The organism is Granulicella mallensis (genome assembly GCF_014203225.1).
GTDB lineage: Bacteria > Acidobacteriota > Terriglobia > Terriglobales > Acidobacteriaceae > Granulicella > Granulicella mallensis_A.
The window spans coordinates 71,646-84,598 of sequence record NZ_JACHIO010000018.1 but is presented as its reverse complement, the minus strand read 5'-3'; the positions used below and the strand labels follow the sequence as shown (position 1 = coordinate 84,598).

The window sequence follows — 12,953 nt, the reverse complement described above, 5'->3', positions numbered from 1 at the left end:
AGAGGCAAAGGTCATGTCACTACAGCAGAATCTTACGGGATCGACAATTATTCCGAGCTTGCGGTATCGCGATGCGCATGCGGCTATCGACTGGCTGGTGCGGGTCTTCGGCTTTCACAAACAGGCTGTGTACGAAGGCCCGGACGGCACGGTGATGCATGCACAGCTTACGCACGGGCTCGGCATGTTGATGTTGGGCTCCATCCAGAACCACGGCGAGTTCAGTCGCGTGATGGTACAACCGGACGAGATCGGCGGCCGCGAGACGGCGGGGCTCTGCCTGATCGTTGAGGATTGCGATGCGGTCTATGCTTCGGTCAAGAAGGCCGGTGCGGAGATTGTGCAGGAGTTGTCCTCACCGGAATACGGTGGCAAAGCCTTCGCTTGCCGTGACCTCGAAGACCATGTTTGGTGGGTGGGTAGCTATAATCCCTGGGCGGTGCAGGCATGAGCGGCCTTCCGTACGCAGAGGCACTTGGATCGCGCGATCCGCAGCAGGTCATTGCCGAGACGCCACTACGGTTAGCACGCGTGCTGGAGGCTTTGACACCTGAGGAGATCGAGGCACAACCCGCGCTGGGCAAATGGAGTGTGCGTGAGATCGTCGCGCATCTGGCTGACTGTGAGATCGCCTGGGGTTGGCGACTGCGGCAGGCCCTGGCCGAAGAGCATCCGGCGATTCAGCCCTTCGATCAGGAGGCCTGGTCACGTGTTTATGCAGCGTACTCGCTGGCGCAGGCAAGAGCCTGCTTTGAGGCGTTGCGGGCCTGGAATGTGGCGTTCGTCGGGGCGTTGAGCGAGGCCGATAAGCAGCGTCCTGTGACCCATCCCGAGCGCGGTGAAGAGACGCTTTGGAACATCTTGCAGATTATGGCTGGGCACGATTTGCATCATCTGGAGAGATTGGAAAAGTAATCCGTGTCTAGGACATGTTCTCCAATGGCGCGAAGCGCGTTCCCCGATGCTTTGGCATCGGGGATTCGGAGGGAGCCGTAGCCTTTAGGCTACGGAATTTAGGCCTAGCAAAATGTGGCCTTTAGGCCCGGGCCTTCTTTCGGCTGCGGACAAAAGGCCCGGGGCTAAAGCCCAACTCTCGCCTGGCTCTTATTCCGTAGCCTAAAGGCTACGGCTCCCTCCGTGTCCGCGACGCTGAAGCGTCACGGAGCGCGCTACGCGCAGTCCAATGAACGCCCTAACGTGCAGAAGTTCCCTCGTGCCGCTGCTTCGCCAACTTATCTTCAAACTCCTTCTGGTGTTCTGCCACGGCACGCTTATACCCCTCGGGATCGAGCCACACGGCGGAGCCTTCCGTCGCCATTCGCGACAGCTTCTCCTTCATTTCAAAGTAGCCTCCATGCGCGCCGAGAAAGATGTCGCAGGGCAGCGAATGCAGAACCTCGAAACCATGTGCGAAGTCCTGGGCGATGCCGGGATACGAGGCCGGACGTGTTGCCGTCGCTACGAGCCGGTACTCCGAAAGCACATTCCAGCTGCCCACGATCACCACATCGCGCGGCTTGCCGTTGTCCCGAACGCGCATCGTCCAGGTGGTGCAGCCGCGTGTGTGGCCTGCGGTCTTGTGCGCCACGAGCACGCTGCCGCCGAGTTTGACCTCGTCTCCGTCGCGCAGCACGCGGTCAACGTGGGCAGGCGGCATAAGCTGCCTGCCTCCGTAGGCGAAGTCGCTGCGGCCGCCGTCCTGGATGGTCGGCACGTCGGCGTCCATCACCATATACTTCGCGCCGGTCTGCTTCAGGATGGCCGCGCTTCCCCCAGCGTGATCGGAGTGAGCGTGGCTGATGAGCAGGATCTTGATGTCGGAGAAGCGAAACCCAAGCCGCTCGACGCTGTGCCGAATCTGCGGCACGGAAGACTGCAGATTGGAGTTGATCAGGATGTCGCCCGCAGGAGTGACAACGAGATACGACGCCAGGTCCCGGCTTCCGACATAGTACAGGTTGTCCGCGATGCGGAAGGGCGCGACAGGCGTGATCCAGTCGGGGTTCATCTGTGCGTGCAGCCTGCCGAAGGAGAGCAGGACGATGACAAAGCACAATAGTTTGCGGCAAGGGCTCATCCCTGCTTGATAGCAGAGCGAACGGTTCAAAAACCAGCGAAGAACGTGAGGGAACTTCGCTGGTAACGGTCGGAGCTTTTCAAACTATTTGGTTGGAGCAGATGCCTGTGCGCTCAGGACGAATTGAGCTTCGCCACGGCCGAACGACCAGTCGTCCATGCTGTTCTCGCTCAACACGATCATGACGTCGTCTGGGGCGACGTTCGCCCGTTCTTGAAGGAGCTGGGCCGTCTTGCTGTAGAACGCCTGCTTGATCTCAGTCGAGCGGCCCTGGCGAAGCGTCACATGCACGATGAGGAAGTCGCTGGTGCGCTGCATCTTCATGAAGTGCGGGTCGCCGATTAACTCATCCTGGCTATGCGCGGTCAGGACTATGAAGCGGTCGCCTTCCGGGATGTTGAGCGTAGCGCGCATGGAATCGTAGATCGCATCGGCGATCTGTTTACGACGATCGGTGGAGACGGTATCGGAGACGGAGATTCGTACGAGTGGCATGGTTTTTTCCTGTGTGTTCCTGAGTCCTTAGGATTCGAGAGCTTCGTTGACATCCCGCACAAGGTTGCGGATGTAGCTGCGGCGATTGAGTAGTGCGACCAGCGCTTGCTTGGCCGAATCTTTTGCGGTTGCGTCGTTGGCATCCACGGCGGCGTCCCACTTCGACCACAGGGCTTCGAGCTGCTGCTGCGACTCGCTCAACATGGCGGTGAAGTGCTGCTGCGCCTGTTCAAGATCGCGGCGAGTCTGGGGATCGTCTTCACCCATCTTCTTGGCGATGCGCATCTCTTCGAGCTGCATGTTCAACTCGAAGGCCTCTTCGAGCAGATCGGGCGGGGCGACCTGCTTCTTCTCCGTGCCCGCAGCCTTGGCTGCATCGGTGGCCGCGCGTGACTGCTCTTCCAACTGGATGCCTTCGAGCGCGAGCAGATACTCAGTCCGCGCGATGGGGTCGCGCAGGGTGCGGTAGGCGTCGTTCAAGCGTGAAGAGGCGGCGAGCGCGGCATCCTGCTCGGCCTGTGGTTTGGCGGCGAAGCGATCAGGATGCAGCCTGCGCGACTGTGCGTAGAAGGCCTTCTCCAGCGTGGGGAGATCGATGTGGAGATGCTGCGGGAGTTCGAACTGGGTGAAGTAGCTGGGGGAGGCTTCGTGGCTCATCGGGTCTTCCAAATCTCGACTTGTTCTCTCTAGAATCTCGTCTTGTTTCTTTAGATTAGATGTTTTTGCAAGCCAGCGCGAAGCGGAGAATCGTAGACTGCTATTTATGACCCGATCGATTGTGTTGCTGCTTTCTCTCTCGTTGTTTGTTCCTTCCGCGCTGGCTCTGCAGAAGCCAGCAGCAGCGAAGTCCGATGCCGAACCCGCGTGGATGGCGGATCTTGCGCGGCGGCACGAAGAGTTGATCCAACGCAATGGCCCCGGGACAGATGCTGAACTGCGGGACCGGCTACTGGCTATGCTTGATCGCGACCAGGAGGCGCGCGGCGTGAAGGACGGTCAGCCGAAGAACAAAGAGAAGCTGGAGATCGCTACCAATCTCGCGGAGATCGACGCAGGGCTGACGACGGAGTTGAAGGAGATCGTCGCCAAACAGGGCTGGCCGACGATTGGGCTGGTAGGCATCAAGGCGTCGAACGGAGCGATGTATATCCTGACGCACTCGGCCGACCATGCGTGGCAGCTTTCGTTGCTGCCGCAGTTGGAGCAGCTCGCGGATGCCGGCAAGATCGATGGCTCCACGCTGGCACTGGTCATCGACAAAGAGCTGGTGTCGGAGGGGAAGCTGCAGCGCTATGGGTCGCAGTTCAAGTTTGTGGACGGAGCGATGGCGATGTATGGCGTCGAAGATCCGGGGACACTGGACGCGCGACGGGCCAAGGTGTTTCTTCCGCCGATGACGGTTTACAAGCAGATGCTGTCGGAGATGTATCACCTGAAGGCGACGGACAAGATTGTGAGTGCTTCGGCACCGGTGCAGTAGGCTACGCGGCGATGGCGATGCGTTCTGCCGTTGTCACGGGTTCAGGAATAGGCAAGCCGTCTTCGTGGAGGCCTGCAATATGGAGAGCAATGCCTTCGCGGATGAGGGTATCGGCTTCTTCGCGGGTATCGCCGACAACTCCGAGGCCAGGGAGATCGGGGGCATAGGCTCCCCATCCACCATCTGCTGCTCGTTCGAAGATAACTAGATATTCACGCATCAATTACTCCAAGCCTGCTTGCCTCAGAATACTCTTTCGAGTCCCCTCTGGCACGTCTTTTCCAGGCTTACCCGCTATCGTGACGCGACCAGATTTGGATGGATGTTTGTATTGCTGGTGGCTGCCGACAGTATGAACAAGTCGCCAACCGTCCTGCTCAATGAGTTTGACGATTTCTCTATACTTCATAGTTTGTCCTCACACGGGTTATCTCCGTAAGGGACGGATCATGTCAAATCGTTGAGGTTTACGCCGAAAAACTAGACCCACACCCGCAGCTCTTGGTGGAGTTGGGGTTGATGAAGTTGAAGCCCTGACGCATCAGCGTCTCTTCGAAGTCCAGCACCATGCCCGCAAGATATAGGTAGCTCTTCGGATCGACGAAGAGACGAACAGGCTTTGCGCCGCTGGGGTCGTTGGGGGTCTCGATGCCTGCTCCGAAGACGAAGGTACGATCACGCTCGCGGGGCTGGGTGTCGAAGCGGATGTTGTAGCTCAGACCCGAGCAGCCGCCGCCCTGAACGCCCAGGCGCAGACCGCCCTGGTCGGGCGAGATGCCTTCCTTGGCCATGGCGACGCGGATGCGCTTGAGCGCGTTCTTCGTAATCTCAATGGCGGCCTTCGCGCGAGAGGTCTGGCCTTCGGCGATGAGCAGCGTCATGCCTGCAAGAGGGTCTTTGGGAGCCGCGGGCACGGGAGCGCTCATGGCCTGGCTGGTCGTCGAACTGATGGAGACGGTAGACATACGTTTATTCGATGAGTGTTTTGGCCGTAGGGAAGCAGATTCCCTACGGGAATGACAGAAAGAAAAACAAAGGCCGGCGGTGATGCTGTCCGCCGGCCCACGAGTATTGGTTTGCGCTTAGTGAGCCGCGACTGCGACGCCAGCTTCTTCGGCAACGCCGTTCTTTTTCTTCCAGTCGCCGATCGCGGCGCGGATGGCGTCTTCCGCCAGAACCGAGCAGTGAATCTTGACCGGAGGAAGCGCGAGCTCCTTCACGATGTCGGTGTTCGAGATCGTCAGAGCCTCGGCAACGGTCTTGCCTTTGACCCATTCGGTAGCGAGCGAGCTGGAAGCAATCGCCGAGCCGCAGCCGAAGGTCTTGAACTTGGCATCCTCGATGACCTGGGTCTCGGGATTCACCTTGATCTGGAGGCGCATGACGTCGCCGCACTCAGGGGCGCCGACCAGGCCGGTGCCAACCTCGGTCGAGCTCTTGTCGAGCGTGCCGACGTTGCGGGGATTTTCGTAGTGATCAACAACCTTATCGCTATATGCCATGGGAATCTACCTCGTTTCCTTAGATGATACTCCGAAGCTGGAGGGTTCGGAAGGGCTTGATTATTCCCTCTGGCTGTTTGGCGCGGGAATTGTGTCCTCGTTGCCCGTACCGTAGGTGGGGTAGGGCAGCGGTTCGGTGTTGATTGGAATGGCTTTCAGGGTGATGAGGTCCTGTTGAACCATTGCCCAGGCAGCGGAATCATTTTTTGTGGCAAAAGGCAGGCTTAGGTCGGCGTAGTAGAGGAGAATATCGGCCTTGATACCGGGAGGAACGGCGTTCGCAGGGTGCAGCGCCAAGCTGTGGAGCAGACGGGCATAGGTGGCGTCGGTCAGAGAATAGCCGCTGGGCCTGACCGGATAGCCGGTGTCCAGATCGCGATTGAGCAGCGGATGGTGTGGATCGTGAGAGCCGCGAGGGACCTGTTGTTCCGCTCCGGAGAGGGCGGGGAGCGGCTGCGAGGGGGCGGGATCGGAGTGGGTATCCTCTGCGGCGGCGAGCGTGGCGGTCTGTTTCGTCGCAGGGGGAGGGGTGAAGCGGCGCAGTTGGGCGTCGAGCTGGTCGGCTGAACGCATGACCGAGTGGATATAGTCGGCCTCCGTCTGCTGGGTGGGGCCTTTGACGGCAACCAGTTTCAGCGCCCCGACCTTGGGCAGAATGAAGAGAAAGCCGGCGAGACAGTAGGTGCCGACTCCGGCCTTGCCACGGTAGGAGTCCCAGTGGTTTTTCTGGGAGATAGCAGCAAGCTCGTTGGTAAGGCGCTGAAAGTCGGGATCCGTGGTGAGGTCCGAGGGTTCGCGTCTGCGGTGCAGCAGGGTTACGGCAAACGCGATGCGTGGAATGAAGCCGCGCACGGCGAAGCGATAACCACGGACATTGATACGGCTGCGGCGATGATCGGTGAAGTCTTCGCGCAGGCCATATGTCTGGTAGAAGGCGAGAGCGAGTTGGCGGGTGGGAACCTCGAGACCGACGTGTCGCAGGTAGGGCAGGGGAGCGAAGCGGTGATGCGCGATCTCGTTGATATCAAAGGCGAATTCGGTCTGTACATGCTGATGCTTGCCCTGGGCGTAGTTCACGGATAGGCCGTAACGCTGACCGAGAGTGGGGAACTCGATAGGGACAGCCCGATTGGTGGCTTCGGAGTGGCCGATGGTGTCGCCGATATAGTGCGAGAGAGCGCCGACGGCAAAGGCCAGTTCATCGGCATTTCCGGCGTTGCGGAAGAGGTTGACGACGAAATCTCCCGACCGGACGTAGTGGGTCAGGTTGGAGAAGTTGGCGTCGCCGAAGGGGTAGTAGCCGATGTCCTGGATGACGCAGCCACCGTAGGCATAGGCGCGCGCATGCTCAATCTGCGCGGGCGTCAGCGTGGGATAGCGGCTGAGCAGCAGTGGAACGATGGAGCTGTCCCAGGTGAGATCGATCAGTTGCTCATGGGTCAGTACGGAGTAGGCGTCTGCGGGGCGAGCGAGGCCGAGCATACAGAGCAGGGCGACGAGCGCGAGGCGGAGGCTCAGAGTCATGTTGTTCGGATAAGGGTATAGCAGAAGCCCTATGTTTTTCTTGTTGTCATTCGACTTCGATGACAACAAGAAAAGCAGACGCACCTTATAAAATCAATCGCGGTATTCAAATTGAACACCGTCGCTTGCCCGGCGCAATTGCCAATCTGGGCAGAATCTCGACAAGACAATCGTTCATCAGGAGACAAGCATGAAGGAAATGCGCTTCGCAGCCATCTTATGTGTCGCCCTATCGCTAAGCGGTTTGGCTATCGGGCAATCCGGCTCTGACAAACTGAATCGGCAACTGATTCAGGCTTCGGATGACGGCAATGCCGAGGTCGTGAAGACGCTGTTGGCGCAGGGAGCTGATATCGAAGGCCGGGATGACAGCGAGCAGACTCCACTCAAGGTGGCCACCGAACACGCCAGAGTTGATGTCGTACGGGTGCTGTTGGCTAAGGGCGCTAATGTTGAGGCTAAGTCCAACTCTAAAGGGACTTCTCTCAACTGGGCCGTGGGTGGAGACGGGAAGATTCCCCGAAGTGAGTATGCGGATCGCCTCGCGATCGTGAAAATATTGCTGGATAAAAAGGCCGATACCACGGCGAAGACGACAAGCGGTGATACAGCCCTTCACCTGGCTGCTCTGAATTATGTAAATACCGACATTCTGCAACTGCTCTTGAGCAAAGGCGCAAACGTCGAAGCAAAAAATCGGAACGGCTTCACTGCCTTGATTTACGCAGCTCTCGAAGATCACACCGAAGCCGTGACGATGCTTCTGGCGAAGGGTGCCAAGATCGACGCTGCGGACTCGGAGGGGAAGACAGCACTGATGCATGCCGTCAGTGAGGAGCGCATTGATTCAGTGAATCTATTGATCTCTAAGGGGGCGAACATCGAGGCCGTGGACAACGAAGGCCAGACCGCGCTGTTCCGGGCGGCTATGGATGATGATTCCAACTACGACTGGGGCGGCAACTATGTAGAAGTGACGAAGCTCCTGCTGGCCAAAGGCGCCAACGTGAATGCCAAGGACGACCACGGTCGTACTCCTCTTCAGATGGCTATCAGGAACGACAAGCGCCAGGTCATCAAGCTGCTGCAGGAAAAGGGCGCGCACTAAATCGATACAGCAGATTCCCTTCGGGAATGACAACAAGAAAAGCAAAAGTAGAAGCAGAAACAAACCCCATTCATTCGCGAGGAATGAATGGGGTTTGGATAGTTCCTAGCCGAAATTACAGGCTCTTGGGCAATTTCAGCACCTACGGCTTCATCTTCATTACTAAACTAAATAGGAACAATATGGTGTAACCTCCGAGCACGATAGGTGCAGCCGAGACGATAAGCCAGTATCGAAACGTTACGTGCAGGCAATGGTCGACGATCGCTGTTGCTGCCAGCATGGCAAGCAATACAAGTGAGACTCGAAGAAAACGGCCCGTATCGCTTAGGATTCTCTTTTCCATGCGGTCTCCAGAGGATGTCCACCCGATTGTACTTGTCTGAATAGAAGCGCTTCCAGTGTCCTGAATCAATGTTTGTTGAAGAAGGATGGCCTTTTTCTTACAGCGCGAAACGGAGGGAGCAGGGGCCTTCAGGCCCCTGATTTTAGGCTTAGCAAACATGTGGCCTTTAGGCCCGGGCCTTCTTTCGGCTGCGAGCAAAAGGCCCGGGGCTAAAGCCCGATTCTCGCTTGGCCCTTGATTCCGTAGCCTAAAAGGCTACGGCTCCCTCCGGCCCGCGACGCTAAAGCGTCACGGTTTGCGCTTCGCGCTCTCCGGCAAAGCACAATGAGCGCAAAAAAGAGCAGACGCCTTGTGTAAGGCGCCCGCTCTTTTGTGTTCGTAGCTTTTGAAAAGTGCCTACAGCTTAGTGCGCAGCCCACTCGATCTTGCTGAGGTCGATGCCTTCCTTGACCATCTCGTACAGCGGCGAGAGCTCGCGGAGCTTCGAAACAACGTCAATCAGCTTGTCCGAAACGTAGTCCACTTCCGCCTTGGTGTTGAAGCGGCCGAGGCCGAAGCGGATGGAGCTGTGTGCCACATCGTCGCCAAGGCCGAGGGCCTTGAGAACGTAGCTGGGCTCCAGCGTGGCCGAGGTGCAGGCCGAACCGGAGGAGACAGCGATGTCGTTGATGCCCATCAGGAGGGATTCACCCTCGACGTAGACGAAGCTCATGTTCAGGTTGCCGGGCAGATGATGGTCCATGTTGCCGTTAACCTGCGTGTAGTCGAGAGCCTTCTCCAGCTTTGCGCGAAGGTAATCGCGGAGCTCGATCTCGCGGGCGGCTTCGGCTTCCATCTCGTTCTGGCAGATCTCACAAGCAGCGCCGAGACCGACGATGCCCGGAACGTTCAGCGTGCCCGAACGCATACCGCGTTCGTGGCCGCCACCGTTGATCTGCTCGGAGATCTGTACACGCGGATTGCGGCGGCGAACGTACAGCGCGCCCACACCCTTCGGGCCGTAGATCTTGTGGCCGGAGAGAGAGAGCACATCGATGTTGTCGGCGATCACGTTGACGGGAATCTTGCCGACGGCCTGGACCGCATCGGTGTGGAAGAGCACACCCTTCTCGTGGCAGAGCTTGCCGATCTCGCGGATCGGCTGGATGACGCCGATCTCGTTGTTCGCATACATGATCGAGACGAGGATCGTCTGGTCGTCCATGGCGCGCTTCAGGTCTTCAATGTCAATGAGCCCATCAGCCTGCGCGGGCAGGTAGGTGATCCGGTAGCCGGACTTCTCGAGGCGCTTGCAGGTGTCGAGCACAGCCTTGTGCTCGGTGACCTGGGTGATGATGTGGTTGCCGCGCTCGCGGTACATCTCGGCGATGCCCTTGATGGCGAGGTTGTTCGACTCGGTCGCGCCGGAGGTGAAGATGATCTCCTTGGCGGTAGCGCCGATGAGCTTGGCGATCTGTTCGCGAGCCTTCTCGGTCGCGGACTCAGCCTCCCAGCCGAAGCTGTGGTTGCGGCTGGCGGCGTTGCCGAAGATGCCGGTCAGGTAGGGCATCATGGCCTCAAGCACGCGCGGATCCAGCGGCGTGGTCGCGTGGTTATCCATATAGATGGGCAGCTTGACGCCGGCGGGCAGGGGCTCGTTCGATTGAGTGACGTTAATTCCGATACTTTCAGCCATGATGTGCGCTCCTAAACTTGAGTGTTGCTGATTACAAATGGTTTCCGGCCAGCTTTAAACTGCGGATGAGCTGGCTACGAGTAAAACTAGAGCGCGATGCTCACTAGACCGCCAGCCAGGGCCGCAGCAGGAGAGTCCTCGATCGGTTCAATCAGATCCGAGACGCGGATGCCGCTGAGCAGTTCCTTGATGCTGTCGTTAACCTTACGCAACGGTTCTTTGATGGTGCAGGTACCGTGCAGGTCGCAGGTTCCGTGGATAGTAATGCAGCTGGTGATAAAAAGCGGGCCGTCGATGGCGCGAATCACCTCGAAGGCCGAGATGTCGTGGGCCGAGCGGGCAAGCGCGTAACCACCGTTGGTTCCGGCGTGCGAAACCAGCAGACCGGACTTGGCCAGCGTCTGCAGGATCTTGGCCAGAAGCTGCGGAGGGATGTGATAAGCCTCCGCGATATCCTTGGCGGATTGCGCGCCATTGGTGGACTGCTCGGCAAGGTACTTGAGCGCTATCAATCCGTAGTCCGCTTTTTTGGTCAGTCTCAGCATGATCGGCAAAGGCGAATCGAACGCATGTCGCGTAGATTTCGGCCATTCTCAGTGTACGGCGCGGAAGGTTCGTAAGCAAGACCAATGCGGTCGGAGTTGCTAGTTGTGTAAGACTGCGCCACTGGGAGACGACATCTGCACGCCGTCCTGCGATAGGCTAAGATTCGTTATTCGATACAACTTTGTGAATGCTTTTCGTCAATTCCGTGCCACGCCCAACCTGCTGACTATGCTGCGGTTGTTCGTTCTGCCGTTTCTGGTCATCACCATTCTCGACGGCCACTGGCGGGCGGCGTTTGCGCTGCTGTGGTTGGCCGGAGTGAGCGATGGGCTCGACGGTCTGCTGGCGCGCTGGCTGCAGCAGCGAACTACGCTCGGTCAGTATCTCGACCCCATCGCCGACAAGCTTTTGCTGAGTACGCTCTTTGTGGTGCTGACGCATGTGGGCCTGATTCCGCGCTACGTGACGGTACTGGTCTTCAGCCGCGACCTGGGAATTTTGTTGATTGCCACGCTACTGTTCGCCACCAATACGCTGCGCGACTTCCGCCCGAGCCTGTTGGGCAAAATAAACACCGTGGTGCAGATCCTTGGGGTCTTGACGGTGATGACCTGCCAGGTGATTCCGCAGTCGGGGCTGCACGATCTGAAGAGGTTGCTGCTCTGGGCTATCGCTGTGCTGGCACCGGTTTCGGCTGCGGAGTATGCGTGGATCGTAATCCGGCGAGTGCAGGAGCCGGTCGCGGTGGCTCCGCCGAAGGCATGAGGCGATTGTCTTAAAAAGACATAGGGAATGTAGCTTTTGGTTAAAACCGGGTTGCGGGCCTGACGAGTTGCGGATACACTGAATAGACGCACCAGAGGCGCGTAGCTCAGTTGGTTAGAGCGCTACCTTGACACGGTAGAGGTCAGCGGTTCGAATCCGCTCGTGCCTACCACTCCTCTCCACCCTCCGCTAGACGGGCAGGATACCACCGGAGAAATCTTCCGGAATCCAGATTGCGCGTGGGTTGTTGATGGGAGTCTCTTCTGGGGCAAAAGATTCGTTTGGAGCAATGTCATGGCACAGGTATGTGAGCTTTGCGGCAAAGGCCCGCAGTTCGGTAACAACATCTCGCACGCGCACAACGTCACCCGTCGGCGCTGGAACCCGAATCTTCAGTCGGTGAAGGCCCTTACCAACGGCGCGACCAAGCGCGTGAAGGTCTGCACCAGCTGCATCAAGACCGGCAAAGTCGTAAAAGGCTAAAAGCAGGAAACAGCAAGTAGGAAACAGCAAACAGTAGACCTTGTGGATACTGTTTGCATTGCTGCATCTACTGCCATACCCGGAAATCCGAAATCTTCTGAAGACCAATAAAAAGCCCCGCCTGTAGGCGGGGCTTTTGCTATTTGCTACTTTTTGTTTCCTGTTTCCTGTTTCCTGTTTCCTGCTCTTAGCTCTTCTTCTCGAACGCCAGCGAGGCTGAGTTGATGCAGAAGCGCTGCCCGGTAGGTTTGGGGCCGTCGGGGAAGACGTGGCCGAGGTGAGCCCCGCAGGTGGCGCAGGTGATCTCAATGCGGCGCATGCCGTAGCTGTTGTCTTCATGGGATTGGACGGCGTCCGACGAGATGGGGGCATAGAAACTCGGCCAGCCGCAGCCGGAGTCGAACTTGGTTTCGGACGTGAAAAGGGGAGCGTCGCAGGCACCGCAATGGTACATGCCATCGTCGTGATTGTTGGTCAGTACGCCGGTGAAGGGGCGTTCGGTGCCCTTCTCGCGCATGACATGGTACTGCTCCGGGGTGAGGATGGCGCGCCACTCCGCGTCGGTCTTTTCGATCTTTGCAGGCTTCGTGCCGGTGATGGTGGTTTCAGGCATAGTTGTCTCTCCTCTGCTCTTCATTCTTCACTTATTAGATGCTGCCGGAGGTCGGACGGTCCAGCGGCCGGGTTCGTGTGAAGGATAGAGGGACAAGGATCTTCTTTGATACTTCTGTTCGTTAGATTTAGGACCTGTTATCACTTCTTCTGGGGCGAAGTCGAACTCTGCAAACAGTTTGCCGGGGCACCATTTCGTTAAGGGCATGGCTTCAGCCATGCCGCAAGCCCAGCGTCGAAGCCGCGTACCTCGCTGCCGCAGGCCGGAGTGGAGCCCGCAGGGCGCAACGGTTGAATTGTCTTCTTTGGTCGTAGCGAAACCAGTCGCTCTAGCCACGGA

Annotated in this window: 18 protein-coding genes and 1 tRNA gene; 7 read left to right on the top strand and 12 right to left on the bottom strand. The window is 58.2% G+C overall.

The genetic code is table 11. The features are described 5' to 3' along the window. The first annotated feature begins 13 nt into the window (after window positions 1-13). Both HDF15_RS19310 and HDF15_RS19305 read left to right on the top strand, forming a co-directional pair. Window positions 14-451, top strand: a complete 438-nt coding sequence (locus HDF15_RS19310; RefSeq protein ID WP_184258505.1) for a VOC family protein — start codon at window positions 14-16, stop codon at window positions 449-451. Continuing rightward, entirely contained in the window at window positions 448-915 is a 468-nt protein-coding gene (locus HDF15_RS19305) for a DinB family protein (RefSeq protein ID WP_184258503.1), read from the top strand. Before HDF15_RS19310 ends, HDF15_RS19305 begins: the two co-directional genes overlap by 4 nt. Before the next feature lie 277 nt (window positions 916-1,192). Here HDF15_RS19305 and bla read toward each other — a convergent pair whose 3' ends face one another. The 3 genes from bla to hscB all read right to left on the bottom strand — a co-directional run bounded on the left by bla (window position 1,193) and on the right by hscB (window position 3,229). Then, window positions 1,193-2,077 carry a subclass B3 metallo-beta-lactamase gene (bla, locus tag HDF15_RS19300; RefSeq protein WP_184258501.1) on the bottom strand — a complete coding sequence of 295 codons (885 nt, stop codon included), beginning with the start codon at window positions 2,075-2,077 and terminating at the stop codon, window positions 1,193-1,195. An 84-nt stretch (window positions 2,078-2,161) separates the two neighbouring features. Next, a complete protein-coding gene (locus HDF15_RS19295; protein WP_184258499.1) occupies window positions 2,162-2,572 on the bottom strand; it encodes a tautomerase family protein in 411 nt (136 codons plus the stop codon). A gap of 27 nt (window positions 2,573-2,599) precedes the next feature. Continuing rightward, complete coding sequence (gene hscB, locus HDF15_RS19290; RefSeq protein ID WP_184258497.1) at window positions 2,600-3,229, bottom strand: Fe-S protein assembly co-chaperone HscB; 630 nt, start codon at window positions 3,227-3,229, stop codon at window positions 2,600-2,602. Between the two features lie 106 nt (window positions 3,230-3,335). Between hscB and HDF15_RS19285 the strand changes: the two genes are divergently transcribed. Next, on the top strand, window positions 3,336-4,052 hold the full coding sequence (locus HDF15_RS19285) for a DUF6624 domain-containing protein (RefSeq protein ID WP_184258495.1): 717 nt from the start codon (window positions 3,336-3,338) through the stop codon (window positions 4,050-4,052). A gap of 1 nt (window position 4,053) precedes the next feature. Here the strand turns inward: HDF15_RS19285 and HDF15_RS19280 are convergent, their stop codons facing one another. The 5 genes from HDF15_RS19280 to HDF15_RS19260 form a co-directional block, all read right to left on the bottom strand. Then, window positions 4,054-4,272, bottom strand: coding sequence for a type II toxin-antitoxin system HicB family antitoxin (locus HDF15_RS19280; RefSeq protein WP_184258493.1), 219 nt, complete (start codon window positions 4,270-4,272; stop codon window positions 4,054-4,056). Between the two features lie 3 nt (window positions 4,273-4,275). Beyond that, window positions 4,276-4,461, bottom strand: coding sequence for a type II toxin-antitoxin system HicA family toxin (locus tag HDF15_RS19275; RefSeq protein WP_184258491.1), 186 nt, complete (start codon window positions 4,459-4,461; stop codon window positions 4,276-4,278). Window positions 4,462-4,519: 58 nt separating this feature from the next. After that, window positions 4,520-5,017 (bottom strand): iron-sulfur cluster assembly accessory protein, encoded by a 498-nt coding sequence (locus tag HDF15_RS19270; protein WP_184258489.1) that lies wholly within the window; start codon window positions 5,015-5,017, stop codon window positions 4,520-4,522. A gap of 117 nt (window positions 5,018-5,134) precedes the next feature. Further along, window positions 5,135-5,554, bottom strand: coding sequence for a Fe-S cluster assembly scaffold IscU (iscU, locus tag HDF15_RS19265; RefSeq protein WP_014263732.1), 420 nt, complete (start codon window positions 5,552-5,554; stop codon window positions 5,135-5,137). A gap of 60 nt (window positions 5,555-5,614) precedes the next feature. Next, complete coding sequence (locus HDF15_RS19260; protein WP_184258487.1) at window positions 5,615-7,078, bottom strand: zinc dependent phospholipase C family protein; 1,464 nt, start codon at window positions 7,076-7,078, stop codon at window positions 5,615-5,617. Window positions 7,079-7,268: 190 nt separating this feature from the next. Here HDF15_RS19260 and HDF15_RS19255 point away from each other — a divergent pair, with 190 nt between their 5' ends. Continuing rightward, window positions 7,269-8,186, top strand: a complete 918-nt coding sequence (locus HDF15_RS19255; RefSeq protein ID WP_184258485.1) for an ankyrin repeat domain-containing protein — start codon at window positions 7,269-7,271, stop codon at window positions 8,184-8,186. A 142-nt stretch (window positions 8,187-8,328) separates the two neighbouring features. Here the strand turns inward: HDF15_RS19255 and HDF15_RS19250 are convergent, their stop codons facing one another. The 3 genes from HDF15_RS19250 to HDF15_RS19240 form a co-directional block, all read right to left on the bottom strand. Beyond that, window positions 8,329-8,532 (bottom strand): hypothetical protein, encoded by a 204-nt coding sequence (locus HDF15_RS19250; RefSeq protein ID WP_184258483.1) that lies wholly within the window; start codon window positions 8,530-8,532, stop codon window positions 8,329-8,331. A gap of 403 nt (window positions 8,533-8,935) precedes the next feature. Then, window positions 8,936-10,207, bottom strand: coding sequence for an IscS subfamily cysteine desulfurase (locus tag HDF15_RS19245; RefSeq protein WP_184258481.1), 1,272 nt, complete (start codon window positions 10,205-10,207; stop codon window positions 8,936-8,938). A gap of 86 nt (window positions 10,208-10,293) precedes the next feature. Then, complete coding sequence (locus tag HDF15_RS19240; RefSeq protein WP_184258578.1) at window positions 10,294-10,752, bottom strand: Rrf2 family transcriptional regulator; 459 nt, start codon at window positions 10,750-10,752, stop codon at window positions 10,294-10,296. Between the two features lie 184 nt (window positions 10,753-10,936). Here HDF15_RS19240 and HDF15_RS19235 point away from each other — a divergent pair, with 184 nt between their 5' ends. The 3 genes from HDF15_RS19235 (at window position 10,937) to rpmB (ending at window position 12,001) form a co-directional block, all read left to right on the top strand. Beyond that, a complete protein-coding gene (locus HDF15_RS19235) occupies window positions 10,937-11,518 on the top strand; it encodes a CDP-alcohol phosphatidyltransferase family protein (protein ID WP_184258479.1) in 582 nt (193 codons plus the stop codon). A gap of 95 nt (window positions 11,519-11,613) precedes the next feature. Further along, window positions 11,614-11,690 (top strand) — tRNA-Val (locus HDF15_RS19230). 122 nt (window positions 11,691-11,812) lie between these two features. Then, window positions 11,813-12,001: a 50S ribosomal protein L28 gene (gene rpmB / locus HDF15_RS19225; protein ID WP_014263739.1), complete on the top strand. Its 189-nt coding sequence runs from the start codon at window positions 11,813-11,815 to the stop codon at window positions 11,999-12,001. Window positions 12,002-12,188: 187 nt separating this feature from the next. On the opposite strand, the gene msrB is transcribed toward rpmB, so the two are convergent. After that, window positions 12,189-12,614, bottom strand: coding sequence for a peptide-methionine (R)-S-oxide reductase MsrB (msrB, locus tag HDF15_RS19220; RefSeq protein WP_184258477.1), 426 nt, complete (start codon window positions 12,612-12,614; stop codon window positions 12,189-12,191). Between the last annotated feature and the right edge of the window lie 339 nt (window positions 12,615-12,953).

Excerpts from the sequence above, each read along its gene's own strand:
- HDF15_RS19250 (WP_184258483.1), bottom strand. The coding sequence starts at position 8,532 with ATGGAAAAGAGAATCCTAAGCGATACGGGCCGTTTTCTTCGAGTCTCA.
- hscB (WP_184258497.1), bottom strand. The coding sequence starts at position 3,229 with ATGAGCCACGAAGCCTCCCCCAGCTACTTCACCCAGTTCGAACTCCCG.
- HDF15_RS19285 (WP_184258495.1), top strand. The coding sequence starts at position 3,336 with ATGACCCGATCGATTGTGTTGCTGCTTTCTCTCTCGTTGTTTGTTCCT.
- HDF15_RS19240 (WP_184258578.1), bottom strand. The coding sequence starts at position 10,752 with ATGCTGAGACTGACCAAAAAAGCGGACTACGGATTGATAGCGCTCAAG.
- rpmB (WP_014263739.1), top strand. The coding sequence starts at position 11,813 with ATGGCACAGGTATGTGAGCTTTGCGGCAAAGGCCCGCAGTTCGGTAAC.
- HDF15_RS19255 (WP_184258485.1), top strand. The coding sequence starts at position 7,269 with ATGAAGGAAATGCGCTTCGCAGCCATCTTATGTGTCGCCCTATCGCTA.
- HDF15_RS19270 (WP_184258489.1), bottom strand. The coding sequence starts at position 5,017 with ATGTCTACCGTCTCCATCAGTTCGACGACCAGCCAGGCCATGAGCGCT.
- HDF15_RS19275 (WP_184258491.1), bottom strand. The coding sequence starts at position 4,461 with ATGAAGTATAGAGAAATCGTCAAACTCATTGAGCAGGACGGTTGGCGA.
- HDF15_RS19310 (WP_184258505.1), top strand. The coding sequence starts at position 14 with ATGTCACTACAGCAGAATCTTACGGGATCGACAATTATTCCGAGCTTG.
- msrB (WP_184258477.1), bottom strand. The coding sequence starts at position 12,614 with ATGCCTGAAACCACCATCACCGGCACGAAGCCTGCAAAGATCGAAAAG.
- HDF15_RS19245 (WP_184258481.1), bottom strand. The coding sequence starts at position 10,207 with ATGGCTGAAAGTATCGGAATTAACGTCACTCAATCGAACGAGCCCCTG.
- HDF15_RS19295 (WP_184258499.1), bottom strand. The coding sequence starts at position 2,572 with ATGCCACTCGTACGAATCTCCGTCTCCGATACCGTCTCCACCGATCGT.
- HDF15_RS19305 (WP_184258503.1), top strand. The coding sequence starts at position 448 with ATGAGCGGCCTTCCGTACGCAGAGGCACTTGGATCGCGCGATCCGCAG.
- HDF15_RS19280 (WP_184258493.1), bottom strand. The coding sequence starts at position 4,272 with ATGCGTGAATATCTAGTTATCTTCGAACGAGCAGCAGATGGTGGATGG.
- bla (WP_184258501.1), bottom strand. The coding sequence starts at position 2,077 with ATGAGCCCTTGCCGCAAACTATTGTGCTTTGTCATCGTCCTGCTCTCC.
- iscU (WP_014263732.1), bottom strand. The coding sequence starts at position 5,554 with ATGGCATATAGCGATAAGGTTGTTGATCACTACGAAAATCCCCGCAAC.
- HDF15_RS19260 (WP_184258487.1), bottom strand. The coding sequence starts at position 7,078 with ATGACTCTGAGCCTCCGCCTCGCGCTCGTCGCCCTGCTCTGTATGCTC.